18 protein-coding genes are annotated in these 23657 nt (G+C 71.8%); 12 read left to right on the top strand and 6 right to left on the bottom strand.

What is annotated here, in order from left to right:
• Positions 1-49 precede the first annotated feature (49 nt).
• Positions 50-2152 carry an excinuclease ABC subunit UvrB gene (gene uvrB, locus ACZCAH_RS03250; RefSeq protein WP_464339693.1) on the top strand — a complete coding sequence of 701 codons (2103 nt, stop codon included), beginning with the start codon at positions 50-52 and terminating at the stop codon, positions 2150-2152.
• A gap of 3 nt (positions 2153-2155) precedes the next feature.
• Here uvrB and ACZCAH_RS03245 read toward each other — a convergent pair whose 3' ends face one another.
• Positions 2156-2653, bottom strand: a complete 498-nt coding sequence (locus ACZCAH_RS03245) for a pyrimidine dimer DNA glycosylase/endonuclease V (protein ID WP_464339692.1) — start codon at positions 2651-2653, stop codon at positions 2156-2158.
• A 161-nt stretch (positions 2654-2814) separates the two neighbouring features.
• Here ACZCAH_RS03245 and ACZCAH_RS03240 point away from each other — a divergent pair, with 161 nt between their 5' ends.
• Both ACZCAH_RS03240 and ACZCAH_RS03235 read left to right on the top strand, forming a co-directional pair.
• Positions 2815-3285 carry a hypothetical protein gene (locus ACZCAH_RS03240; RefSeq protein WP_464339691.1) on the top strand — a complete coding sequence of 157 codons (471 nt, stop codon included), beginning with the start codon at positions 2815-2817 and terminating at the stop codon, positions 3283-3285.
• 103 nt (positions 3286-3388) lie between these two features.
• Positions 3389-4606: a VOC family protein gene (locus ACZCAH_RS03235; protein WP_464339690.1), complete on the top strand. Its 1218-nt coding sequence runs from the start codon at positions 3389-3391 to the stop codon at positions 4604-4606.
• Positions 4607-4633: 27 nt separating this feature from the next.
• Here ACZCAH_RS03235 and ACZCAH_RS03230 read toward each other — a convergent pair whose 3' ends face one another.
• The gene (locus tag ACZCAH_RS03230) at positions 4634-6373 is read right to left on the bottom strand and encodes a bifunctional 3'-5' exonuclease/DNA polymerase (protein WP_464339689.1); all 1740 of its coding nucleotides are present in this window, start codon (positions 6371-6373) and stop codon (positions 4634-4636) included.
• A 5-nt stretch (positions 6374-6378) separates the two neighbouring features.
• Positions 6379-7065 (bottom strand): MBL fold metallo-hydrolase, encoded by a 687-nt coding sequence (locus ACZCAH_RS03225; protein ID WP_464339688.1) that lies wholly within the window; start codon positions 7063-7065, stop codon positions 6379-6381.
• A gap of 74 nt (positions 7066-7139) precedes the next feature.
• On the opposite strand from ACZCAH_RS03225, the gene uvrA reads away from it, so the two are divergent.
• The 9 genes from uvrA to secG all read left to right on the top strand — a co-directional run bounded on the left by uvrA (position 7140) and on the right by secG (position 18764).
• On the top strand, positions 7140-10007 hold the full coding sequence (gene uvrA, locus ACZCAH_RS03220; RefSeq protein ID WP_464339687.1) for an excinuclease ABC subunit UvrA: 2868 nt from the start codon (positions 7140-7142) through the stop codon (positions 10005-10007).
• Positions 10008-10010: 3 nt separating this feature from the next.
• Positions 10011-12023 carry an excinuclease ABC subunit UvrC gene (gene uvrC / locus ACZCAH_RS03215; RefSeq protein ID WP_464339686.1) on the top strand — a complete coding sequence of 671 codons (2013 nt, stop codon included), beginning with the start codon at positions 10011-10013 and terminating at the stop codon, positions 12021-12023.
• 169 nt (positions 12024-12192) lie between these two features.
• On the top strand, positions 12193-13038 hold the full coding sequence (gene rapZ / locus ACZCAH_RS03210) for an RNase adapter RapZ (protein ID WP_464339808.1): 846 nt from the start codon (positions 12193-12195) through the stop codon (positions 13036-13038).
• On the top strand, positions 13035-14114 hold the full coding sequence (locus ACZCAH_RS03205; protein WP_464339685.1) for a gluconeogenesis factor YvcK family protein: 1080 nt from the start codon (positions 13035-13037) through the stop codon (positions 14112-14114). The genes rapZ and ACZCAH_RS03205 overlap by 4 nt, the downstream gene beginning before the upstream one ends.
• Complete coding sequence (whiA, locus tag ACZCAH_RS03200; RefSeq protein WP_464339684.1) at positions 14098-15096, top strand: DNA-binding protein WhiA; 999 nt, start codon at positions 14098-14100, stop codon at positions 15094-15096. Before ACZCAH_RS03205 ends, whiA begins: the two co-directional genes overlap by 17 nt.
• Positions 15097-15201: 105 nt before the next feature.
• Positions 15202-16206 (top strand): type I glyceraldehyde-3-phosphate dehydrogenase, encoded by a 1005-nt coding sequence (gap, locus tag ACZCAH_RS03195; protein WP_329746767.1) that lies wholly within the window; start codon positions 15202-15204, stop codon positions 16204-16206.
• Between the two features lie 157 nt (positions 16207-16363).
• Positions 16364-17566 carry a phosphoglycerate kinase gene (locus ACZCAH_RS03190; RefSeq protein WP_464339683.1) on the top strand — a complete coding sequence of 401 codons (1203 nt, stop codon included), beginning with the start codon at positions 16364-16366 and terminating at the stop codon, positions 17564-17566.
• On the top strand, positions 17563-18336 hold the full coding sequence (tpiA, locus tag ACZCAH_RS03185) for a triose-phosphate isomerase (protein WP_464339682.1): 774 nt from the start codon (positions 17563-17565) through the stop codon (positions 18334-18336). Before ACZCAH_RS03190 ends, tpiA begins: the two co-directional genes overlap by 4 nt.
• Positions 18337-18521: 185 nt before the next feature.
• Positions 18522-18764, top strand: a complete 243-nt coding sequence (gene secG, locus ACZCAH_RS03180) for a preprotein translocase subunit SecG (RefSeq protein ID WP_464339807.1) — start codon at positions 18522-18524, stop codon at positions 18762-18764.
• A 333-nt stretch (positions 18765-19097) separates the two neighbouring features.
• Here the strand turns inward: secG and pgl are convergent, their stop codons facing one another.
• The 3 genes from pgl to tal all read right to left on the bottom strand — a co-directional run bounded on the left by pgl (position 19098) and on the right by tal (position 23569).
• Positions 19098-20816 carry a 6-phosphogluconolactonase gene (gene pgl, locus ACZCAH_RS03175; RefSeq protein WP_464339681.1) on the bottom strand — a complete coding sequence of 573 codons (1719 nt, stop codon included), beginning with the start codon at positions 20814-20816 and terminating at the stop codon, positions 19098-19100.
• Positions 20813-22375, bottom strand: a complete 1563-nt coding sequence (zwf, locus tag ACZCAH_RS03170) for a glucose-6-phosphate dehydrogenase (RefSeq protein ID WP_464339680.1) — start codon at positions 22373-22375, stop codon at positions 20813-20815. Before zwf ends, pgl begins: the two co-directional genes overlap by 4 nt.
• 81 nt (positions 22376-22456) lie before the next feature.
• Positions 22457-23569: a transaldolase gene (gene tal, locus ACZCAH_RS03165; protein WP_464339679.1), complete on the bottom strand. Its 1113-nt coding sequence runs from the start codon at positions 23567-23569 to the stop codon at positions 22457-22459.
• Positions 23570-23657 lie beyond the last annotated feature (88 nt).

Below are 23657 nucleotides of genomic sequence, written 5' to 3'. Positions count from 1 at the left end.
GAGACGCGCGCCATGTCGTCCGTCGGCCCCGGGTCGTAGGCTCGACCCCATGCGTCCTGTCACCGATCTCGTCCGCGCCGAACATCCCTTCGAGGTCGTCTCCGAGTACTCGCCCTCGGGCGATCAGCCGACGGCGATCAAGGAGCTCACGAAGCGCATCAACGACGGCGAGCAGGATGTCGTGCTGCTCGGCGCGACGGGCACCGGCAAGTCCGCGACGACGGCCTGGCTCATCGAGCAGGTGCAACGTCCCACGCTGGTGATGGCGCACAACAAGACCCTCGCCGCGCAGCTCGCGAGCGAGTTCCGGGAGCTGCTGCCGCACAACGCGGTCGAGTACTTCGTCTCGTACTACGACTACTACCAGCCGGAGGCGTACGTCCCGCAGTCGGACACCTACATCGAGAAGGACTCCTCGATCAACGCCGAGGTGGAGCGGCTGCGGCACAGCGCCACCAACTCGCTGCTGACCCGCCGTGACGTGGTCGTGGTCTCGTCCGTCTCCTGCATCTACGGCCTTGGCACGCCGCAGGAGTACGTGGACCGCATGGTGCAGCTGTCCCGCGGCCAGCAGCTGGACCGCGACGACCTCCTGCGCCACTTCGTGGACATGCAGTACGACCGCAACGACGTCGCCTTCGAACGGGGCACGTTCCGGGTGCGCGGCGACACCGTCGAGATCATCCCGATGTACGAGGAGCTCGCGATCCGCATCGAGTTCTTCGGCGACGAGGTCGATGCGCTCTACACCCTGCACCCGCTCACCGGCGAGGTGATCCGGCAGGAGGAGCACATCCACATCTTCCCCGCCTCGCACTACGTCGCGGGTCCCGAGCGGCTCGCGCGGGCGATCGGCACGATCGAGGAGGAGCTCGCCGAGCGGCTCGTGGAGCTCGAGGGCCAGAACAAGCTCCTCGAGGCGCAGCGCCTGCGGATGCGCACCACCCACGACCTCGAGATGCTGCGGCAGATGGGCTCGACCAACGGCGTCGAGAACTACTCCCGCCACCTCGACGGCCGCGCGCCCGGCACCGCGCCCAACACCCTGATGGATTACTTCCCCGAGGACTTCCTGCTGGTCATCGACGAGTCCCACGTGACCGTCCCGCAGATCGGCGCGATGTACGAGGGCGACCGGTCCCGCAAGCGGACCCTCGTCGACTTCGGCTTCCGCCTCCCCTCGGCGCTCGACAACCGCCCCCTCACGTTCGGCGAGTTCACCGAGCGCACCGGGCAGACGGTCTATCTCTCCGCGACCCCGGCCGAGTACGAGCTGAACCGCGCGAACGGCGTGGTCGAGCAGATCATCCGGCCGACGGGCCTGGTGGACCCCGAGGTGATCGTCAAGCCCGTCAAGGGCCAGATCGACGACCTCCGCGAGGAGATCGAGAAGCGCGTCCAGCGCGACGAGCGGGTGCTCGTCACCACGCTGACCAAGCGCATGGCGGAGGACCTCACCGACTTCCTGCTCGAGAACGGGGTGCGGGTCCAGTACCTGCATTCCGACGTGGACACGCTGCGCCGCATCGAGCTGCTGCGCTCCCTGCGCCAGGGCGAGTTCGACGTGCTCGTGGGCATCAACCTGCTGCGCGAGGGTCTGGACCTGCCGGAGGTCTCACTCGTCGCGATCCTCGACGCGGACAAGGAGGGCTTCCTCCGCTCGCGCACCTCGCTGATCCAGACCATCGGCCGTGCGGCCCGCAACGTGTCCGGCCAGGTGCACATGTACGCGGACCGGATCACCGACTCGATGCAGCAGGCGATCGACGAGACGAACCGCCGCCGCGAGAAGCAGATCGCCTACAACACCGAGCACGGCATCGATCCGACCCCGCTGCGCAAGCGGATCGCGGACGTCACCGACATGCTCGCCCGCGAGGACATCGACACCGAGACGCTCATGTCCACCGACTACCGCTCCGGCAAGGAGCGGGTGGCGCGGGATCGCGCCCGGGCCAACGCCGTCGACTCCGTGCAGGGCCGCAAGGTCGACCTCGGCGACGATCCGGTCGGCGCGCTCACCGGCATGATCGACGAGATGACCGCGCAGATGCACCAGGCGGCGGAGTCGCTGAACTTCGAGGTCGCGGCGCGTCTGCGCGACGAGGTGCAGGAGCTGAAGAAGGAGCTCCGCGCCGTCCAGCGCTCCTGAGCCTCAGCTCTCCAGCTCGGCACGCTCCCAGCTCTCGACGGGGCCCGGCACCACCTCGAACAGCGGATGCACTGTCGGTCCGCCGAGCGCGGTCGCGCGATCCCAGTGCTCGGGGCTGCGCGCCTCGAGCTTGTGGAGCAGATGGTGCCATTCGAGGTCGAGCTGCCCGGTGGTGACCGGGATCCTCGGCGTCTCGCCGCCGAGCGCGAGCCCGTCGGATACGTCGGAGTAGCTCGCGCCCCTTGTTCCGGCGGGCCGACGATCGATGCGGGAGCGGTCGAATCGGTAGCCGCGGGTCGACGCCTCATCGGCGAGGGCTTCGAGATACTCGCCGATCGCGGAGAGCGGCTCGGCCTGTGCCCGGAAGCGCTCGAGCTGGGGATGGGACCGGTATCCGCGGGTGCGCTCGGCCAGGACGGCCTGCGCCAGCAGCGCTTCGCGCCAGCAGCCCGTGAGCCCTTGGCGGTCGAGGTGACGGGGGTGCAGGGACCAGAGGCGCATTAGGTCATTCTCCCTCATCGGCGAGCGGCGGCGAAGGTCGTGCTCCGAGGCCGACGATCGTCGGCCGTCGAGGACCGGATGTCCCGGTAGCGTCGAGGGCACGCAGCACCCTGCTCGGCGAGGTGAGCGAAGGGACCTGCCCCGCACGGACGGCTCATGCCATGCCGCAGGACGACGAGGAGGACCACGTGACACCATCCCAGCGCATCCGCATCCTCTCCCTGGCCGTGGGCACTGCCGCCGCGTCCGGCCTCGGGATGATCCCGGTGCACCGCCTGCCGCGACCGGTCCGGGCCGGCTACGTCCTGCTGCCCGCGGTGCTCTCCACCGGTGTCAGCCTCCTCGCTCAGCAGGGACGCCTGGACCCGTCGGGCGACGACGATCCGATCCTGCACGGACTGCGGCCCCCGACGGTCCCCGAGGCGGCGCTCTCCCTCGCCCTCGGCGGCCTGATGGTCGGGGCGGGCGTGGCGGGCCTCCGCCTGGACCGTGGGGTGGAGGGCTTCCTGCGACGCCGGGAGGTGCCGGCGCCCCGGCTGTGGATCGGGCTCGCGACCGGTGCGGTGACCCTCGCCTTGACTCTTCTCGACACCCGGGACCCGGGCCGCGACGACCCCTCGAAGCAGGCGTAGGCCCTGCTCGAGGCGCTCCCCGCGCGAGCACCGGGAACCCCCGGCTCTCGGGTGCCGTCACGGCCCCTTGAGACCCCCGGCGCCGGGCAGTAGCTTTGCCGCCATGGCCACCATCGGCGGGGATGCAGAGGACTGGCGCACGCTCGGCGGCGTGCGGACCGCATGGTTCACCGCGCCGTCCCTCACGGCGTCCGCGGCGCTGGGCGCGCGGCTCTCACCCGACCCGGACGTCCTGGGCTGCGACCTCCGATCCACCGGGCTGAGGGTGCGCGTCCGCTCCGACGACGCTGCAGACCGGGTCTCGACGACGGCGCGTGAGCTCGGACTCCCCGCGGATCCGAGCGTCCTGCAGGAGCTCTCCCTCGTGACCGAGTCGCCCCGGCCCGGGGACATCGAGCCCTTCTGGCGGAGCGCCCTCGGCTACGTCCCCTCGGAGGGCACGGCGGCGCAGGACGCGGCGGCGGACGGCAGGACGCTGATCGATCCGCTGCGGCGGAACCCGCGACTGCATCTGCGCACCGCGGTGGACCCGCGGCCGCTCCGTCAGCGCCTGCATCTCGACGTCGTCCGGCCGGAGCCCGTTCTGGCCGGCCTCGATCTGGGCCCAGCGTGCGGACCGTACGGCGTGCGACATGCCGATGCCGACGGCAACGAGATCGATGCGGTGCCCGGCGCGCCGCTGGGCGGGACGCCGCCGACCGCGGATTGGTGGCAGGTGTTCGCCGCCATGGCGTGCTACCGCCTGGCGAGCGCCGAGGCGCGGGCCGATCTGGTCACCGCCGCCGCGGCCCTCGCCGAGGAGGCCGGCGCGCCGCTCCTCGTCGACCTGCGCGCCGAGCTGGTGCTCCTGGACAGCGGCAAGGACCAGTGGGAGGAGGGTGTGCACCCCGCAGGCATGGACGTCCTCGATCTGGCCGCCCGGATCCAGGCCGCCGCGCGCGGGCTCGGCGCCGTCGCGGTCCCCGACATGCCGCGCTTCGTCCAGCTGTTCCTCGACGCCGCGGAGGTCGCCTCGGTCCGCGACTTCTGGGCGGCGGCGCTCGGCTGGCGGAGGGATCCGCGCGACGGCGTCACCGACCTCGTCGACCCCCGACGCCTCGGGCCCGTGCTGGTGCTGCAGGAGCTCGATCCCGCCGACGAGGCGCGGCGACGACAGCGCAGCCGCACCTGGCCCGTCCTCGAGCTGGTTCCCGAGGCAGTGCACGCGCGGATCGAGCAGTCCCTCGCCGCCGGGGGCAGTCTCCTCGAGGGCGTGGAGCCCGGGCGATGGCTCCTCGCGGACCCCGAGGGCAATCCGCTCGAGATTCGCAGCGCCCGCTGACCGCCGCGCCGCTCACCGGGGCGCCGCTCACTTCTCCGCCGAGCGCTCCGTGATCGTGAGGTCCAGCGGGAAGTCGATCGCGCTGCCGGGGAAGAGCAACCGCCCCGCCGCCTGAGCGGTGTTGCGGATCGCCTCCGCGGCGGCCTCGGCCTGCTCCTCGGGGGCGTGCACGATCACCTCGTCGTGCAGGAAGAACGCCAGATGCGGCCGCCGCGCGAAGACGGGTCCGGAGGCCGTGGCGGCCCGCCCCTCGGGCACCTCCTCGAAGCGGCTCAGCGCGAGGCGCAGTCCCGCCATCCAGGACAGCGCCCACTCCGCCGCCGTGCCCTGCACGACGAAGTTCCGGGTGAAGCGCCCCCGGTCCCGCGCGGCGCGCCGCGCCCGCTCGCCCTCCCCGGCGGGGGCGTCGGCCCCGTGCGCCGCGGCCTGGGCCCGTGTCCACTCCTGCTCGGGGGCGGGGGAGGAGCGGCCGAGCCACGTGGTCACTGTCCCGCCCCGCTCCCCGGTCGCGGCCGCGCCGTCCACGAGGGCCATCGCCGCGGGGAAGCGCTGCCGCAGCCGCGGCACGACCCTCCCACTGTCCCCGGTGGTGCCCCCGTAGAGCGCCCCGAGCACCCCCACCTTCGCCTCCTGCCGGGTCGCGACGATGCCGGCGTCGACGATGCCGGCGTAGAGGTCGCGGCCGGCGCCGGCGGTGATCATCGCCTCGTCCGCGGCCATGGCGGCGAGCACCCGCGGCTCGAGCTGGGACACGTCGGCGCTGACCAGCATCCAGCCGGGATCGGCGCGCAGCGCGGGCCGCAGCTGCCGCGGGATCTGCAGGGCGCCCCCGCCGCTGGACGCCCAGCGTCCGGTGACCACGCCGCCGGGCACGTAGACCGGGCGGTACCGGCCCTCGTGCACCCACTCGTCGATCCACGTCCAGCCGTTCGCCGTCAGCAGGCGGGACATCTTCTTGTAGTGCAGCAGCGGCTCGATCGCCGGATGCTCCTGCTCCTGCAGCTCCCACTGCGAGGTGGAGCGCACGTCGATCCCGGCCCGGTGCAGGGCCCGCAGCAGACGGGGCGGGGACTCGAGGGACAGCTGCGGATCCCCGAGGGCAGCGCGCACCTCCGCCCCGACCTCCGCCATCCGAGCGGGCGGTGAGCCCGCGGCCGGGCGCGGGCCGAGTGCCGCGGTGAGGATGCGGTCGTGCTCGGCGACGTCCCAGGGGATGCCCGCGGCCTGCAGCTCGGCGGCGATCAGCGCCCCGGCGGACTCCGCCGCTGCGAGCAGCCGCAGCCGGCCCGGGTCCCGTGCGCCGTCGAGCGACTCCCGCTGGCGGCCGAGCTCGGCGAGCACCTCGTCGATGTCGTGGGGCACGCCCTGGTCGCGCGTGGCCGACGGGTCGAGATCGAAGAGCGCCTCCCCGCCCCGATCGACCTCCGGCGCGGGATCGACGGGCGTGTCCCAGGCGGTCGCCGCGCGGAGCGCCCGGACGTCCGCGACGAGCTGCGAATGGCGCAGGATCCGGTGCACGAGGCGCAGGTCGAGGCAGCGCTCGAGGGTCACCCCGGCGGCCAGCAGGCGGGGATACCAGGTGCGCACGTCCGGGAGCACCCAGCGCGGGCGGACCGCGGCCTCGTGCGCGGCGACGGCCTCCGCAAGTCCCTCGAGGTCGAAAGAGGCGGTCGCGAGGACCGTGCCGTTCTCGGCGAGGTCGACCTGGGCTATCCGCCCGTCGGCCGCCCGCCCGAGGGCGGTCCAGACCGGTCTGTCGGCCTCCATCTGGCTCACCAGCCCCGGGCCCGCCACGCCGGCAGCGCGGGGCGCTCGGCGCCGAGGGTCGTCGGTGCTCCGTGCCCGGGATGGACCTGGACCTCGTCGGGCAGGACCGCGAAGATGCGCTCCTCGACGTCGCCGAGGAGCTGGGCGAAGCGCTCGGGATCCTGCTGGGTGTTGCCCACCCCGCCGGGGAACAGCGAGTCGCCCGTGAAGAGATGGTCACCCGTCTCCCCGCCGCGCCACAGCAGCGCGATCGAGCCGGGGGTGTGTCCCCGCAGCGCGATCACCTCGAGCTCGGCCGCGCCGACGCGCACCCGGTCGCCGTGCGCCAGCGGCTCATCGATCGAGATCCCGGTCTGCTCCCGGATCGACTCGGCGTCCTCGGCGCCGGCGGCGGTGCGCGCGCCGGTCGCCTCGACGACGGCCGCGAGGGCGCCGATGTGGTCGTGGTGGCGGTGGGTGGTCACCACGCGCTCGAGGCGGTCCGCCGCCGCGTCGGACGCGCCCTCGGGCCCGTCGGCCGCACCCGCGGCGATCAGCTCGAGCAGCCGCTCGGGCTCCGCGGCGGCGTCGATCAACAGCTGCGCGCCGGTCGCCCGGCAGGTGAGGAGGTAAGCGTTGTTGTCCATCGGGCCGACGGACAGCGAGCGCAGCGCGAGGGCGGGGGAGGGCGAGGCGGGGGACTCGGGGCTCATGGGACCAGGGTATGTCGCACAGCTCTCCCCCGAACAGCTGTTCGAAGGTCGGGGTGCGCCACTACGATGGCCCGGTGACTGAATCGCTGGTCGTCCGTGGTGCGCGCGAGCACAATCTCAAGAACATCGACATCGACATCCCCCGCGACAGGCTGGTGGTGTTCTCCGGCCTGTCCGGCTCGGGCAAGAGCTCCCTTGCCTTCGACACCATCTTCGCCGAGGGGCAGCGGCGCTATGTCGAGTCGCTCTCCGCCTACGCCCGGCAGTTCCTGGGCCAGATGGACAAGCCCTCCGTGGACCTCATCGAGGGTCTCTCCCCGGCGGTGTCGATCGACCAGAAGTCCACCAACCGCAACCCGCGCTCGACCGTCGGCACGATCACCGAGATCTACGACTACCTGCGCCTGCTCTTCTCCCGCACCGGCGTGCAGCACTGCCCGGTGTGCGGCGAGGTCGTCACCTCCTCCTCGGCCGAGCAGATCGTGGACACTCTCCTCGGTCTCGAGGAGGGCACGCGCTTCCAGCTGCTGGCCCCCGTGGTCCAGGGGCGCAAGGGCGAGCACCAGGACCTGCTGTCCTCCCTGCGCTCCCAGGGGTACGCGCGCGCCCGCATCGACGGCGCGACCCGCCGCCTCGACGAGGAGATCAGCCTCGACAAGCGCTACAAGCACACCATCGAGGTGGTCGTCGACCGTCTCGCCGCGAAGCCCGACGCCCGCCGCCGGCTCACCGACTCCGTCGAGACCTCGCTGCGTCTGGCCGAGGGCGTCGTGCTGGTCGAGTTCGTGGACCGTCCCGAGGACGACGAGGACCGCATCCGCCGCTTCTCCGAGAAGCGCGCCTGCCCCAACCAGCACCCGCTCTCGATCGACGACATCGAGCCGCGCACCTTCTCCTTCAACGCCCCCTACGGCGCCTGCCCCGAGTGCACCGGCCTCGGCCAGCGTCTCGAGGTCGATCCTGACCTCGTGATCCCCGACGAGGACCTCACCCTCGCCGAGGGCGCCATCGCCCCCTGGGCCATGGGCTCGACCGACCACCACCAGGAGGTCATGGCGGCCCTCGCCGAGGAGCTGTCCTTCTCGATGGACGTGCCCTGGCGCGCGCTCCCCGAGCGGGCCCGCGAAGCACTGCTGAACGGCAAGGACCACCAGGTCCACGTCCGTTACCGCAACCGCTTCGGCCGCGAGCGCACCTACTCGACCGGCTTCGAGGGCGTCATGACCTTCCTCGAGCGCCGCCACTCGGACACCGAGTCCGACTGGGCCAAGGAGCGCTACGAGCAGTTCATGCGCGAGGTGCCCTGCCCCGCCTGCCGCGGCGCCCGCCTGCGGCCGGAGGTGCTCGCCGTGCGCGTCGGCGGCAGGTCGATCGCCGAGGTCGCCGACATGTCGATCCGCGACGCGCTCGCGTTCCACGAGGGCCTCGAGCTCGGCGTGCGCGAGGCCGCGATCGCCGACGAGGTGCTGCGCGAGATCCGCTCCCGCCTCGGCTTCCTGCTCGACGTGGGCCTCGACTACCTGACCCTCGCCCGCGCCGCCGCGACCCTCTCCGGCGGCGAGGCGCAGCGCATCCGCCTCGCCACCCAGATCGGCTCGGGGCTCGTCGGCGTGCTCTACGTCCTCGACGAGCCGTCGATCGGCCTGCACCAGCGCGACAACGAGCGGCTCATCGCGACGCTCGAGCGGCTGCGCGACCTGGGCAACACCCTGATCGTCGTCGAGCACGACGAGGACACGCTCAACGCCGCCGACTGGGTCGTCGACATCGGCCCGCTCGCCGGCGAGCACGGCGGGAAGGTCGTCCACTCCGGGACCGTCGAGGAGCTCAAGGTGAACCCCGAGAGCCTCACCGGCCGCTATCTCTCCGGCGCCCTCGAGATCCCGCTGCCCGACGCCCGCCGGCCCCTGGACCCGGGCCGGACCGTGACCGTCGTCGGCCCGCGCGCCAACAACCTGAAGGGCCAGGACGTCACCTTCCCGCTCGGCGTCCTCACGGCCGTCACCGGCGTCTCCGGCTCGGGCAAGTCCTCCCTGGTCAACGACATCCTCTACGCGGTGCTCGCGAAGGAGCTGAACCGGGCACGGATCGTCCCCGGCCGGCACAAGCGGGTCACGGGCCTCGAGCACCTCGACAAGGTCGTGCACGTGGACCAGTCGCCCATCGGCCGCACTCCGCGCTCGAACCCCGCGACCTACACCGGCGTGTGGGACCGGGTGCGGACTCTCTTCGCGCAGACCCACGAGGCGAAGATGCGCGGCTACACCGCCGGCCGCTTCTCCTTCAACGTCAAGGGCGGCCGCTGCGAGGCCTGCTCGGGCGACGGCACGCTGAAGATCGAGATGAACTTCCTGCCCGACGTCTACGTCCAATGCGAGGTCTGCCACGGGAAGCGGTACAACCGCGAGACCCTCGAGGTGCACTTCAAGGACAAGAACGTCGCCGAGGTGCTCGACATGTCGATCGCGGAAGCGCTCGAGTTCTTCGACGCGGTCCCCGCGATCCGCCGGCAGATGCAGACCCTCGTCGACGTGGGCCTCGGCTACGTGAAGCTCGGACAATCCGCCACGACGCTCTCCGGCGGCGAGGCGCAGCGGGTCAAGCTCTCCTCGGAGCTGCACAAGCGCTCCAACGGCCGCACGATCTACGTGCTCGACGAGCCGACCACCGGCCTCCACTTCGAGGACGTGCGCAAGCTGCTCGAGGTGCTCGGCGGACTCGTGGACAAGGGGAACTCGGTGATCGTCATCGAGCACAACCTCGATGTCATCAAGACGGCCGACCACGTGATCGATCTCGGCCCCGAGGGCGGTTCGGGCGGCGGCACCATCGTCGCGACGGGCACCCCCGAGGAGATCGCTGCGCACCCCGACTCCCACACCGGACGCTTCCTCGCCCCGCTGCTGCAGTCAGGACGCTCCGGCCGCGCCGTGCGAGGCTGAGGCATGGCAGATCCGTCGACCTACCGGCCGAAGACTGGGGACATCCCCACCCGCCCCGGCGTGTACCGCTTCCGGGACGAGCACGGCCGCGTGATCTACGTCGGCAAGGCGAAGAACCTCCGCCAGCGTCTGGTCAACTACTTCCAGGATCTCTCAGTCCTGCACGAGCGGACCCGGCGCATGGTCACCACGGCCGCGAGCGTCGAGTGGACGGTCGTGGGCACCGAGGTGGAGGCGCTCACCCTCGAGTACACCTGGATCAAGGAGTTCGACCCGCGGTTCAACGTCAAGTTCCGCGACGACAAGTCCTACCCCTACCTGGTGCTGACGATGGGCGAGCAGGTGCCGCGGGTCCACATCACCCGTCGTCCCCGGCCCAAAGGGGACCGCGTCTTCGGGCCGTACCCGCAGGTGGGCGCGATCCGGGAAACCCTCGACCTGATGCTGCGGGTCTTCCCCGTGCGCTCCTGCACCGCGGGCGTCTACCGCCGCGCCGAGCGCTCCGGCCGGCCCTGTCTGCTGGGCTTCATCGGGAAGTGCTCCGCGCCCTGCACCGGTGAGATCTCCGAGGAGGAGCACCGGCGGCTCGCCGAGCAGTTCGCGGACTTCATGGCTGGGAACACCGCGACCTACACCCGCCGCCTCGAGCGGCAGATGCGCGACGCCGCGGCGGCCATGGACTACGAGCGTGCCGCCGCCCTGCGCGACGACCTCGCCGCCCTCGACGCGGTGATGTCGAAGAACTCCGTCGTGCTGTCTGATGCGACGGACGCCGACCTCATCGGCCTCGTCCAGGACGAGCTCGAGGCCTCGGTGCAGGTCTTCCACGTGCGCGGCGGCCGGATCCGCGGCCAGCGCGGCTGGACCGCAGAGATCCTCGACGAGTCCGAGGTCCCGGATCTGGTCGAGCGCGCGCTCACCACCCTCTACGCCGAGGGCTCCGCGCCCCGCGAGGTGCTGGTGCCCGTCCTGCCCACCAACCTCGAGCAGGTGCGCGAGCTGATCGGACACCAGGTCGACCTGCGCGTCCCCCGGCGCGGGGAGAAGAAGGACCTGCTCGCCACGGTCACGGAGAACGCCGCGGAGGCGCTGCGACTCCACCGTCTGAAGCGCACCGGTGACCTGACCGCCCGCACCAAGGCCCTCGAGGACCTGGGCGAGGCGCTCGGACTCGCCGACGCCCCGCTGCGCATCGAGTGCTTCGACATCTCGCATTCGCAGGGCACGAACGTGGTCGGCTCCCAGGTGGTCTTCGAGGACGGTCTGCCCAAGAAGAGCGAGTACCGCCGCTACTCCGTGACCGGCGCCGCCGCCCGCGACGACACCGCCTCGATGTACGACGTGATCACGCGGCGCCTCAAGCACCACCTCGATCCGCCGGACCCGGCCGACGACGACGCGACCTCGGGACGGCACCGCCGCTTCGCCTACCCGCCCTCGCTGCTCCTCGTCGACGGCGGACCGCCCCAGGTCGCGGCCGCCCAGCGCGCCATGGACGACCTCGGGATCACCGACATCGCCCTCGCCGGCATCGCCAAACGGCTCGAGGAGATCTGGCTGCCGGGGGAGGAGTACCCGGTGATCCTGCCGCGCACGAGCGAGGCGCTGTTCCTCGTGCAGCGTCTCCGCGACGAGGCCCACCGCTTCGCGATCACCTTCCACCGGTCCAAGCGGGGGCGTGCCATGCAGGCCAGTGCCCTCGACGGCATCCCCGGGCTGGGACCGGCGCGCCGTCGCGCCCTGCTGGACCGCTTCGTGACGGTCTCGGCGATCCGGGCGGCGCGTGAGGAGGACCTCGTCGAGGTCGACGGGATCGGTCCCGCACTCGCCGCGTCGATCCTGGCCGCGCTAACATCCGAGGAGGCAGCGGTCGCCTCCGACGAGGGGGCGGCCCCGGAGGACCAGGGGCTCGACGTGGTCATCGACATGGCCACCGGCGAGATCCTCGACCGGGAGCCGACGGCCCGCGCCGCCGCCCCGGACCCCGACTCGGAAGGAGCCCCCGGTGACCGCTGAGGAGTCCCGCGACGGCACGGATCCCGTCCCGCCGATCGACCCCGCCCCGCCCGCGCAGAACCGCTCGGAAGAACCCCCGGAGCGCGCTTCGCGGGCTGAGCCCCCGCACCCGTCCGCGCCCGACCACGCATGGGACCGCGACGAGGAGGGCGATCCGCACGGTGACGTCGTGATCATCACCGGTCTCGCCGGCGCCGGCCGGGAGACGGCCGCCCACGCCCTCGAGGACATGGGCTGGTACGTCGTCTACAACATCGTCCCGCAGCTGATCCCCGCGATGCTCGAGCTGCAGGCCTCCGCGAAGGGTCGCGACTACCGCGTCGCCGTGGTGGTCGACCCCCGCTCGGGCCCGTTCTTCTCCGAGCTCGGGGACGTGGTCGCGGAGCTGCGCCGCACCCAGCACCGGGTGCGCCTGCTGTTCCTCACGGCCGACGAGAGCACGCTCGTGCGCCGCTTCGACTCGGTGCGCCGCCCCCACCCCCTCGCCGGGGAGGAGGGCGTGCTCGAGGGCATGCGCCGCGAGCGCGAGATGCTCGCCGCCTATCGTCGGATGGCCGACCTGGTCATCGACACCTCCCCGCTCAACGTCCACCAGCTGACGATGAAGATGCGCACCGTCTTCGGGACGGTGCAGGAGCAGCGGCTGACCGTCACGATGCTCTCCTTCGGCTTCAAGTACGGCATTCCGCTCGAGGCCGATCACGTCAGCGACGTGCGCTTCATCCCCAATCCCTACTGGGTGCCGGAGCTGAAGCCGAAGCGCGGCACCGACCCCGAGGTCGCCGACTTCGTGCTCTCCGACGCCAATGCCGCGGAGTTCGTGGACCGCTACCTCGAGATGATCACCCCCGTGCTGCGCGGCTACAGAGCCGAGAACAAGCACTTCACCACTCTCGCGATCGGCTGCACCGGCGGGAAGCATCGCTCCGTCGCGGTCAGCGAGCGGATCGGCGACGAGCTGCGCCGCGCCGGCCACGCCGTGCGCATCCGTCACCGGGATCTGGGGCGCGAATGAGCATCGCCCCCCGCTCCCGACGCGGCAGCACGCCGCTCGTCCCCGGCCGCTCGCTGCGCGCCCGCCGCGGTGGCCGCGGCGCCCCGGACCGCCCACTGCGGGTCGTCGCCCTCGGCGGCGGCCACGGCCTCGCCGCGAACCTGCGCGCCCTGCGTCTGCTGGCCGACGACATCACCGCGGTGGTCACCGTCGCCGACAACGGCGGCTCCTCCGGCCGCATCCGCACCGAGATGCCGGTGCTGCCCCCGGGCGACCTGCGGATGGCCCTCGCCGCCCTGTGCGAGGACTCCGATTGGGGATCGATCTGGGGCGATGTCATCCAGCACCGCTTCCAGACCGACGGCGAGCTGGACGGGCACGCCCTCGGGAACCTCCTGATCGTCGCCCTCTGGCAGATCCTCGACGACCCCGTGGAGGGGCTCGAGCAGATGGCGGCGCTCCTCGGTGCCCGGGGCCGCGTGCTGCCCATGGCGCTGGACCCGCTCGACATCGAGGCGGACGTGCGCGGCGCCGACGGCACCCTGCGCACCATCTCCGGCCAGTGGCAGGTCGCCACGGCGGAGGGCTGCGTCGAGGAGGTGCGGCTGGACCCGCCGCGCCCCCGGGTGCCCGAGGAGGTGATCGAGGCGATCCAGCGGGCCGACTGGGTCATCGTCGGGCCGGGGTCCTGGTACACCTCGGTGATGCCGCACCTGATGATCCCGGAGATCGCGGAGGCGATCCGCACCACGTCGGCGCGGCGCTGCATCACCACCAACCTCTCCAGCGGCGCGCAGGAGGCGGAGGGCATGACCAGCCTCGACATGCTCGACGTGCTGCTCGAGATCGCGCCGGGCATCCGTTTCGACGCCCTGCTCGCTGATCCCTCCGTCCTCGAGGACGCGCTCGGCCTCGCCGAGGCCGCCGGTCAGCGGGGCATCCGCGCCCTGCTGCGCCAGGTGAGCGTCGGCGACGGCACACCCCATCACGACCCGGTGCGCCTCGCCGCCGCGTATCGCGACCTGTTCGACGACGCCTATGGCGACGTCGAGTCCGCCGACACCCCCCAGGAGGACCCCCATGGCGCTGACCGGTGAGGCCAAGGAGGAGCTCAGCCACCTCGAGGTGACCCGGCCCTCAGCGCGCAAGGCCGAGGCGGCGGCGATGCTCCGGTTCGCGGGCGGGCTCCATCTCGTCGCCGGCCGGGTCGTGGTCGAGGCGGAGCTGGACTCCGCGGCGGTCGCGCGCCGACTGCACGGGATCATCGCCGAGATGTACGGGCACCGGGCCGAGCTGGCGGTCCTCGCCCCCTCGGGCATCCGGCGCACCACCCGCTACCTGGTCCGGGTGGACCGCGAGGGCGGCATGCTCGCCCGGCAGGCGGGACTCCTCGACGCCCGGGGGCGCCCGGTGCGCGGGATGCCGCCCTTCGTCGTCGGCGGGGCGATCGCCGACGCGGAGGCCGCCTGGCGCGGGGCCTTCCTCGCCCGGGGGACCCTCACCGAGCCGGGCCGCGCCTCTGCGCTCGAGCTCTCCTGCCCCGGGCCGGAGGTGGCGCTGGCGATGGTCGGCGCGGCGCGCCGCCTGGGCGTCGCCTCGAAGGCGCGCGAGGCCCGCGGAGCGGACCGCGTGGTGCTGCGCGACGGCGACGCGATCTCCGCCCTGCTCACCCGGATGGGTGCCCACGACACCGTCCTCACCTGGGAGGACCGTCGGACCAAGCGGGAGGTCAAGGCCACCGCGCACCGGCTGGCGAACTTCGACGACGCGAACCTCCGCCGCTCGGCGCGGGCCGCGGTGGCCGCCGGGCAGCGGGTCCAGCGGGCGCTGGAGATCCTCGGCGACGAGGTCCCCGAGCATCTCGGGCACGCCGGACGTCTCCGGCTCGAGCACCGTCAGGCGAGCCTCGAGGAGCTCGGACGGCTCGCCGACCCGCCGCTCACGAAGGACGCCGTGGCCGGTCGTATCCGGCGCCTGCTCGCCATGGCGGACAAGCAGGCGGAGGAGCTCGGCATCCCCGGGACCGAACACGGAGTGGACGAGGACCAGTTGCCCCCGTCACCCGACGCCGGGCATTGATAGGATCACAGCGGTCGTCGGTCACATCCGGCGCCGTCCGAGCGTACGAGGGCGTGCGCGCCAGTGTTCATATTTCACAGAGGACCTGTGAATCTAGGAGGAACCGTGACCATTAAGGTCGGAATCAACGGGTTCGGTCGCATCGGCCGCAACTTCCTGCGCGCCGCGCTCGAGCAGAAGGCAGACATCCAGATCGTCGGTGTGAACGACCTCACCGACAACGCCACGCTCGCGAACCTGATCAAGTACGACTCGATCGGCGGCGTGCTGCCCTACGACGTCTCCCACGACGAGACCTCGATCACCGTCGGCGACAACACCTTCAAGGCGTACGCCGAGCGCGACCCCAAGAACATCCCGTGGGGCGAGATCGGTGCGGACGTCGTCATCGAGTCCACCGGCATCTTCACCGACGCCGAGAAGGCCAAGGCCCACATCGAGGCCGGCGCCAAGAAGGTCATCATCTCCGCCCCGGCGAAGAACGAGGACGCCACCTTCGTGATCGGTGTGAACGAGGGCGACTACGACCCCGCCAACCACCACATCGTCTCCAACGCGTCCTGCACCACCAACAGCCTCGCGCCGGTGGCCAAGGTCCTCAACGACGAGTTCGGCATCGTCAAGGGCCTCATGACGACCATCCACGCCTACACCTCGGACCAGGTGCTCCAGGACGGCCCCCACAAGGATCCGCGCCGTGCACGCGCCGCCGCCCTGAACATCGTCCCCACCACGACCGGTGCGGCCAAGGCCGTGGCGCTCGTGCTCCCCGAGCTCAAGGGCAAGCTCGACGGCTACTCGCTGCGCGTGCCGGTCCCCACCGGCTCGATCACCGACCTCACCTTCGAGGCGTCCCGCGAGGTCACCATCGAGGAGATCAACGCCGCGGTGAAGAAGGCGGCCGAGGGCCCGCTCAAGGGCATCCTCCGCTACACCGAGGACCCGATCGTCTCCAAGGACATCGAGGGCGACCCGCACTCCTCGATCTTCGACGCGCAGCTCACCAAGGTGAACGGCAACCTCGTGAAGATCTTCGCCTGGTACGACAACGAGTGGGGCTTCTCGAACCGCCTCGTCGAGCTCTCGCAGCTCGTCGGCAAGTCCCTCTGACCTCCTCGTCCCTCGACGAGCTGGACAGCTCAGGAGCCCGCCGGCGCCACCCCGTAGGGTCGGCGCCCGGCGGGCTCCTCTCGTCACGGCTCCTCGCCGCGGGCGGGCGAGCCCCCGGCCCCGGCGGGGCCCCTTCCACTCAGTAAAGGAAGCACCAGTGCTCAAGACCCTCGAATCGCTCGGCGACGTGCGCGGCAAGCGCGTCATCGTCCGCGCTGATCTCAACGTGCCGCTCGATGGCACCACCATCACCGACGACGGCCGCATCCGTGCCGCGCTGCCCACCCTGACCCGGCTGGTCGAGGGCGGCGCCCGCGTCGTCGTGATCTCCCACCTGGGTCGCCCGAAGGGCGCGCCGGAGGACAAGTACTCGCTGCGCCCCGTCGTGGCCCGCCTCGGTGAGCTCCTCGGCCAGGAGGTCGCCTTCGCGACGGACACCGTGGGCGAGTCCGCGCGCTCGGTCGTCGACGGCCTCGAGGACGGCCGCGTCGCGATCCTCGAGAACCTGCGCTTCAACGCGGGCGAGACCGCGAAGGACGACGCCGAGCGCCTCGCCTTCGCCGAGCAGCTCGCCGCCCTCGGCGACGCCTTCGTCTCGGACGGCTTCGGCGTCGTGCACCGCAAGCAGGCCTCCGTGTACGAGCTCGCCACCCTGCTCCCGGCCGCGGCCGGCGAGCTGGTGCTGCGCGAGGTCGAGGCGCTGCGCAAGGTCACCGACGAGCCCGAGCGCCCCTTCGTGGTGGTGCTCGGCGGCGCGAAGATCGCCGACAAGCTCGCCGTGATCGACAACCTGCTCTCGAAGGCGGACCGCCTCCTCATCGGCGGCGGCATGGCCTACACCTTCCAGAAGGCGCAGGGCCACGAGGTCGGCAAGTCGCTGCTGGACGAGTCGAAGGTCGAGGTCGTCCGCGAGTACCTCGAGCGCGCCGCCGCCAACGGCGTCGAGCTCGTGCTGCCGGTGGACACCGTCGTCGCCCCCGAGTTCTCGGCGGATGCTCCGGCGACCGTGGTCCCGGCCGACGGGATCCCGGCGGACCAGGAGGGCATGGACATCGGCCCGAAGACGGCCGAGCTCTTCGGCGAGAAGATGGCGGACGCCAAGACCGTGTTCTGGAACGGCCCGATGGGCGTGTTCGAGTTCGAGACCTTCGCGGCCGGCACCCGTGCCGTCGCGGAACACCTGGCCGACGCGCCGGGCTACACCGTGGTCGGCGGCGGGGACTCCGCCGCGGCCGTGCGCCTCCTCGGCGTCGACGAGGAGCGCTTCTCGCACATCTCCACCGGCGGCGGTGCGAGCCTCGAGCTGATCGAGGGCAAGGAACTGCCGGGCATCGCGATCCTCGAGGAGGGCTCCAAGTGACCACCCGCATCCCGCTCATGGCGGGCAACTGGAAGATGAACCTCGACTGGAAGCAGGGCCTGGCCCTCGTCGAGGAGCTCGGCGAGCAGCTGAAAGACGTCGACACCAGCAAGGTCGACACCGTGGTGCTGCCCCCGTTCGTGGACCTCCGCACCGTGCAGGTCGCGGTCGACTCCGGCAAGCTCCCGATCGCCTACGGCGGCCAGGACCTCTCCGCGCACGAGTCCGGCGCCTACACCGGCGAGATCTCCGGCCAGATGCTGACGGCGCTGGGCTGCACCTATGTGGCGATCGGCCACTCGGAGCGCCGCCAGTACCACGGCGAGACCGAGGAGCTCACGAATGCCAAGGTGAAGGCCGCCTTCGCCGCGGGCCTCACCCCGATCCTGTGCGTCGGCGAGCCGCTCGAGGAGCGGCAGGCCGGCAAGCAGGTCGAGTACTCCCTCGCCCAGGTCGAGGGCGGCCTCGAGGGCCTCACCGCCGAGCAGGTCGCCGTGAGCGTCATCGCCTACGAGCCCGTGTGGGCCATCGGCACCGGCGAGGTCGCCACCCCGGACGATGCGCAGGAGGTCTGCGCCGCGATCCGCGAGTGGGTCCGCGCGAAGCACGGGGACACCGCGGCCGACGCCGTGCGTGTCCTCTACGGCGGCAGCGTCAAGTCCTCCAACGTCGCCGAGCTGATGGAGAAGCCCGACGTCGACGGTGCCCTCGTGGGCGGCGCCTCGCTCAAGGCCGAGGAGTTCGCCAAGATCGCGGGTTACCAGGGCTGATCGACGTACTGCGAGGTACGAGCGGTAGGAGATCGGCCGAGTTGATCCAGGGCTGATCCTGGGGGCTCCGGGTGCCGCAGCCGCGGCGAGAGCCTCCCCACGCGGGCCGGACCTCTCGAGGTCCGGCCCGTGCCGTATCCTGGATCGGTCCGTCCCCCACCCGGAAGGTGTCGTCCCCCGTGGATCTGTCCCTCCTGAAGCTCATCCTCCAGATCGTGATGGTCGTCAGCGGCCTGCTCGCGATCATGCTCGTGCTCCTGCACAAGGGACGCGGCGGTGGGCTCTCCGACATGTTCGGCGGCGGTGTCTCCGCCTCCGCGAGCGCCTCGGGTGTGGCGGAGCGGAACCTCAACCGGCTCACCGTGACGATGGCCGTGATCTGGGGCCTGTGCTGCATCGGCCTCGGGATCATCGAGCGCCTGATCTGAGGCCGCGGCGTCCCTCGCGCCAGCCCCCGAAGTTCACGAAGCCCCCGCCGATCGCGGGGGCTTCGTCATGTCCGAGGACGGGCATGCGCCCCGGGAGCGGGGGCCGGGACGGGGTGGGGCCTGGGCGACGTGGCGCCGGGGCGGGGTAAGGCACCGAGTCGGTGCAGAACGTCCGCACTTCTGGGGGTCTTCGCGCGCTATTCCCCCCAGTCTGCGGAAGTTTCGCGAGAGGCGAGGGTGCCTGGACGCCGACGGAGCGGCTCCCGGGTGGGAGCCGCCCCGTCGGGCAGGTCGGGTGGGGCTCGGTGCGCGAACGGACCCTGCCCGCCGGTCTCAGTCTTTCGCGAGCTGCGAGGCCGCGGCCTCGTCGAGGTACCAGGTGGTCGACTCGAGACCGCGCACCGCGGAGGCCGGGACCGTCCAGGGGGAGATCTCGCCATGACCCGCGGCTACGGCGGCGGCCTTCTCCTCACCGGCGACCAGGAGACCCACGTGACGCGCCGAGTTCAGCACCGGCCAGGTCAGGGAGATCCGGGAGGCCGGCGGCTTCGGGGAGTCGGTGACGGGGATCGCGCTGGCACCGGCCTGCTGCTGGTCCGGGTGCTCCGGGAACAGCGAGGCGACGTGACCGTCGGGCCCGACGCCCAGCAGGAGCACGTCGAAGAACGCGCGTCCCCGGGTGCGGAACGGCTCGTCGCCGCCCGCCGCGTCGAGCTGCTGTCCGTACCAGGCGGCCGCCTCGTCGAGGGACATGCCGTCGGCGGGGGAGGGCATCACATGCACGTTGCGGGGGAGCAGCCCGGCCGCGAGGAGCGGCTCGATCAGGCCCGCCCGCACGGCGACCTCGTTGCGCTCGTCGGAGTCGGGGTCGACGTACCGCTCGTCGCCCCACCAGAGATGCAGGCGAGCGGCGTCCACCCCGGCGGCGGAGAGGGCCGCGGGCAGGGCCGCCGCGGTCGCCGTGCCGACGGTGCCGCCGGTGACGACCAGGTGCGCGACCGTCCGCTCGGACTGCGCCTCGGCCAGCCGAGCGGCGACGTCGGTCGCGGCGGCCTCGGCCACCGCGGCGGCGTCGGCGACGACCGTGTCGGTCGGCTCGGGCTTGCCCGAGGCATAGGTCGCGAAATCGTCGATGCCGGTGAAGGCGCTCGCGAGCACCTCCCCGTACACCTCGTCGGGATCCAGGCGGCGCAGCTCCTCGGCGAGGAGCTCGTCGAGGCTGCGGCGCGGCATGGTGACGTGCTGGCGGTTGTCGTCCCCGGGCAGGGTCATGACGATCGCCTCGTCGCTCACGCGGGTCAACTCGATGGTGCCGTCGGCGCGGTGCAAGCGCACCCCGTGCACGCCGGGGATGTCCTTGCCCTCGCCGGTCGGCTCGACGATCTCCGCCTCGATCCCGAGGGCGTGCTCGAGCCAGGCCGACATCAGCACCACCGAGGGGTTCTCGGCGGCGCCGGAGACCTCGATGCGCTGCGGCACGGAGACCGGCGGCACCTCGAAGACGCTCGCCAGCAGGCCCCGCCAGCGGGTCAGGCGCGACCAGGCGAGGTCCGAGTCGCCGCTCGCGTAGCCGCGGCGGAGACGCTTCAGGGTCGCGACGGGGGACTCGCAGGCGGCGGCGTCGGTGATGCGCCGCTGCGACATGGAGCCGAGCACGTCGTGGACGGGGGAGGAGGGCGCGTTCTCGGGCCACCAGGTGACGATCGGCGCATCCGGCAGCAGCAGCGCCATCACCAGGGTGTCCAGGGAGCTCATGATCTCGCCGCGGGCGCGGAGGATCACGATCTCCCCGGCACCGGCGTCGCGGCCCACGCGGATCTCGGCGTCCAGCCCGGAGCTCTCGGCCTCGGGATCGGTGTCGACCACGATGACCCGTGCAGGATGCTCGTGGCTCGCGCTGATCGCGGCGTGGAGCGGCTCCTCGAGGTCGCCGGTGGCGATGATGATGAGCGTGAGGACCCGGCCGATGGTGTTCGCGCCGAAGGTCTCCCGCATCTCGGTCATCTTCTTGTCGATGGCCGAGGCGGTGGTGTCGTGCAGGGTGGTGATCACGGTCGCCTCCAGGTACGTCCGTCGCGGGCGAGCATCTCGTGGGCGGTGTCCGGGCCCCAGGTGCCGGGTCGGTACGGGGCGGGCTTCAGGTTCTCGGCCCAGTACTCGGTGATGGGGTCGAGAATCCGCCAGGAGAGCTCGACCTCCTTCTGCCGCGGGAACAGCGGCGGATCGCCGAGCAGCATGTCCAGGATCAGGCGCTCGTACGCCTCGGGGGACTCCTCGGTGAAGTTCATGCCGTAGGCGAAGTCCATGGTCACGTCGCGCACCTCCATCTGGGTGCCGGGGACCTTGGAGCCGAAGCGCATGGTCACGCCCTCGTCGGGCTGGACACGGATGACGATCGCGTTCTGGCCCAGGTCCGCGGTGTCGGTGGAGCGGAACGGCAGGAACGGGGCGCGCTTGAGCACGACCGCGATCTCGGTGACGCGGCGACCCAGGCGCTTGCCGGCACGCAGGTAGAAGGGCACCCCGGCCCAGCGACGGGTCGCGATGTCCAGGCGCATCGCCGCAAAGGTCTCGGTGACGGAATCCGCGGGGATGCCGTCCTCCTCGAGGTAGGGGCGCACCTGCTCGCCGCCCTGCCAGCCGCCGACGTACTGTCCGCGGGCGGTGTGGGCACCGAGATCCTCGGGCAGTTCGACGGCGGCGAGCACCTTCTCCTTCTCGGCCCGGAGGTCCGAGGCGCGGAAGGAGACGGGCTCCTCCATGGCGGTCAACGCGAGCAGCTGCAGGAGGTGGTTCTGGATGACGTCGCGGGCGGTGCCGATGCCGTCGTAGTAGCCGGCGCGGGAGCCGATGCCGATGTCCTCGGCCATCGTGATCTGCACATGGTCGACGTAGTTCGCGTTCCACACGGGCTCGAACTGCTGGTTCGCGAAGCGCAGCGCGAGGATGTTCTGCACCGTCTCCTTGCCCAGGTAGTGGTCGATGCGGAAGACGTCCTCGGGGCGGAACGCCTTCTCGACCACGTCGTTGAGCTCGCGCGCCGAGGCGAGGTCGTGCCCGAAGGGCTTCTCGATGACCACGCGCCGCCACGAGCCGTCGCGCGGGGTGTTCAGGCCCGAGTTCGCGAGCTGCTCGCACACCTGCGGGAAGGCATCCGGCGGGATCGACAGGTAGAAGGCGTGGTTGCCGCCGGTGCCGCGGGTGCGGTCCAGCTCGCCGACCACCTCGGTGAGCCGCTCGAAGGCGGCGGGGTCGTCGAAGGTGCCGGTGACGAAGCGGAGCCCGCCGCGGAGCTGCTCGAAGACGCTCTCCGAGAAGCCGGTGCGGGAGTGCTCGGAGACGCTCTTGCGCACGTAGTCGGCGAAGTCGTCGTCGGACCAGTCGCGTCGGCCGTAGCCGACGAGGCCGAAGCTCGGCGGCAGCAGCCCGCGGTGGGTGAGGTCGTAGATCGCAGGCAGCAGCTTCTTGCGGGCGAGATCGCCGGTGACGCCGAACATCACCATGGAGGAGGGCCCGGCGATCAGGGGCAGCCGACGGTCGCGCGGGTCGCGCAGCGGATTGTCGACCTCCGGCCCCTCGGTCCCGGACGGGGGAGTGCTGGTATCGGTCACGATGGTCCTTTCTCGGACACGGACTGGCGAGAGCACGGCCCGCCCGGAAGGGGCGGGACCGTGCTCGTGGAGCGGAGGGGATCAGGCGCGCGCGGCGTCGACAGAGGTCGACACGGTCGCGATGAGCTCCTCCCAGGCCTTCTCGAACTTCTCGACACCCTCGCGCTCGAGCAGTGCGAAGACATCGGCCAGGTCGACCCCGGCCTCGGCGACGCGCTCGAGCACGGACTCGCCGGTGGCCGCGGACTCGGCGGACAGCGCGGCGGCCGGCTCGGAGTGGTCGGCGGCGGCCTCGAGGGTCTTCTCCGGCATGGTGTTCACGCTCGGGTCGGCGACGAGGCGGTCGACGTACATCGTATCCGGGTAGTCGGGGTTCTTGACGCCGGTCGACGCCCACAGGGCGCGCTGCACGTTGGCGCCCTGGGCGGAGAGCGCCGCGAAGCGCTCCGAGGCGAATGCGGTGAGGTACTCGCCGAAGGCAGCCTGGGCGTTCGCGACACCGGCGCTGCTGCGCAGGGTCTCCGCCTCGCCGCCGAGGGCCTCGAGGCGCTTGTCGATCTCCGAGTCCACGCGGGAGACGAAGAACGAGGCGACCGAGTGGATGGTCGCGAGGTCCTTACCGGCCGCCGCCGCCTGCTCGAGACCGGTCAGGTAGGCGTCGATGACCTCCTGGTAGCGCTCGACCGAGAAGATGAGGGTCACGTTCACGCTGATGCCCTCGGCGATGACCGCGGTGATCGCGGGCAGGCCGGCCTCAGTGGCGGGGATCTTGATCATCACGTTCTCGCGGCCGACGACCTCGAACAGGTGCTTGGCCTGCTCGATGGTCTTCCCGGTCTCGTGGGCCAGGCGCGGGTCTACCTCGATGGAGACGCGGCCGTCGAAGCCCTTGGAGGAGGCGTAGACGTCGGCGAAGAGGTCCGCCGCGGTGCGCACGTCGTCGGTGGTGAGCTTCTCGATGACAGCGTCGACGTCCTTGCCCTCGGCGGCGAGGGCGGCGATGTCGGCGTCGTACTCGTCGGAGCCGGAGATCGCGGCCTGGAAGATCGAGGGGTTCGTGGTCACGCCCACGATGTTGCGGGTGGCGATGAGCTCGGCGAGGTTACCGGACTTCAGCCGCTGACGGGAGAGGTCGTCCAGCCAGATGGAGACGCCGGAGTCGGTGAGGGCCTGGGTGCGGGTGTTCTGGGACATCGTGTTCCTTCCGGGCGCTGCTGCACCCTGTCTCGGACAGATGGGTGGGGAGATGACGTGGGGAGAGAAGTGGGGGGGGGGGGGGGGG

It is taken from the genome of Brachybacterium sp. B718/18 (assembly GCF_055454375.1).
Note: the sequence above shows the minus strand (reverse complement) of the source record. Positions and strands in the feature narration are given on the sequence as shown.

Excerpts from the sequence above, each read along its gene's own strand:
- uvrB (WP_464339693.1), top strand. The coding sequence starts at position 50 with ATGCGTCCTGTCACCGATCTCGTCCGCGCCGAACATCCCTTCGAGGTC.
- ACZCAH_RS03245 (WP_464339692.1), bottom strand. The coding sequence starts at position 2,653 with ATGCGCCTCTGGTCCCTGCACCCCCGTCACCTCGACCGCCAAGGGCTC.
- ACZCAH_RS03240 (WP_464339691.1), top strand. The coding sequence starts at position 2,815 with ATGCCGCAGGACGACGAGGAGGACCACGTGACACCATCCCAGCGCATC.
- ACZCAH_RS03235 (WP_464339690.1), top strand. The coding sequence starts at position 3,389 with ATGGCCACCATCGGCGGGGATGCAGAGGACTGGCGCACGCTCGGCGGC.
- ACZCAH_RS03230 (WP_464339689.1), bottom strand. The coding sequence starts at position 6,373 with ATGGAGGCCGACAGACCGGTCTGGACCGCCCTCGGGCGGGCGGCCGAC.
- ACZCAH_RS03225 (WP_464339688.1), bottom strand. The coding sequence starts at position 7,065 with ATGAGCCCCGAGTCCCCCGCCTCGCCCTCCCCCGCCCTCGCGCTGCGC.
- uvrC (WP_464339686.1), top strand. The coding sequence starts at position 10,011 with ATGGCAGATCCGTCGACCTACCGGCCGAAGACTGGGGACATCCCCACC.
- ACZCAH_RS03205 (WP_464339685.1), top strand. The coding sequence starts at position 13,035 with ATGAGCATCGCCCCCCGCTCCCGACGCGGCAGCACGCCGCTCGTCCCC.
- whiA (WP_464339684.1), top strand. The coding sequence starts at position 14,098 with ATGGCGCTGACCGGTGAGGCCAAGGAGGAGCTCAGCCACCTCGAGGTG.
- tal (WP_464339679.1), bottom strand. The coding sequence starts at position 23,569 with ATGTCCCAGAACACCCGCACCCAGGCCCTCACCGACTCCGGCGTCTCC.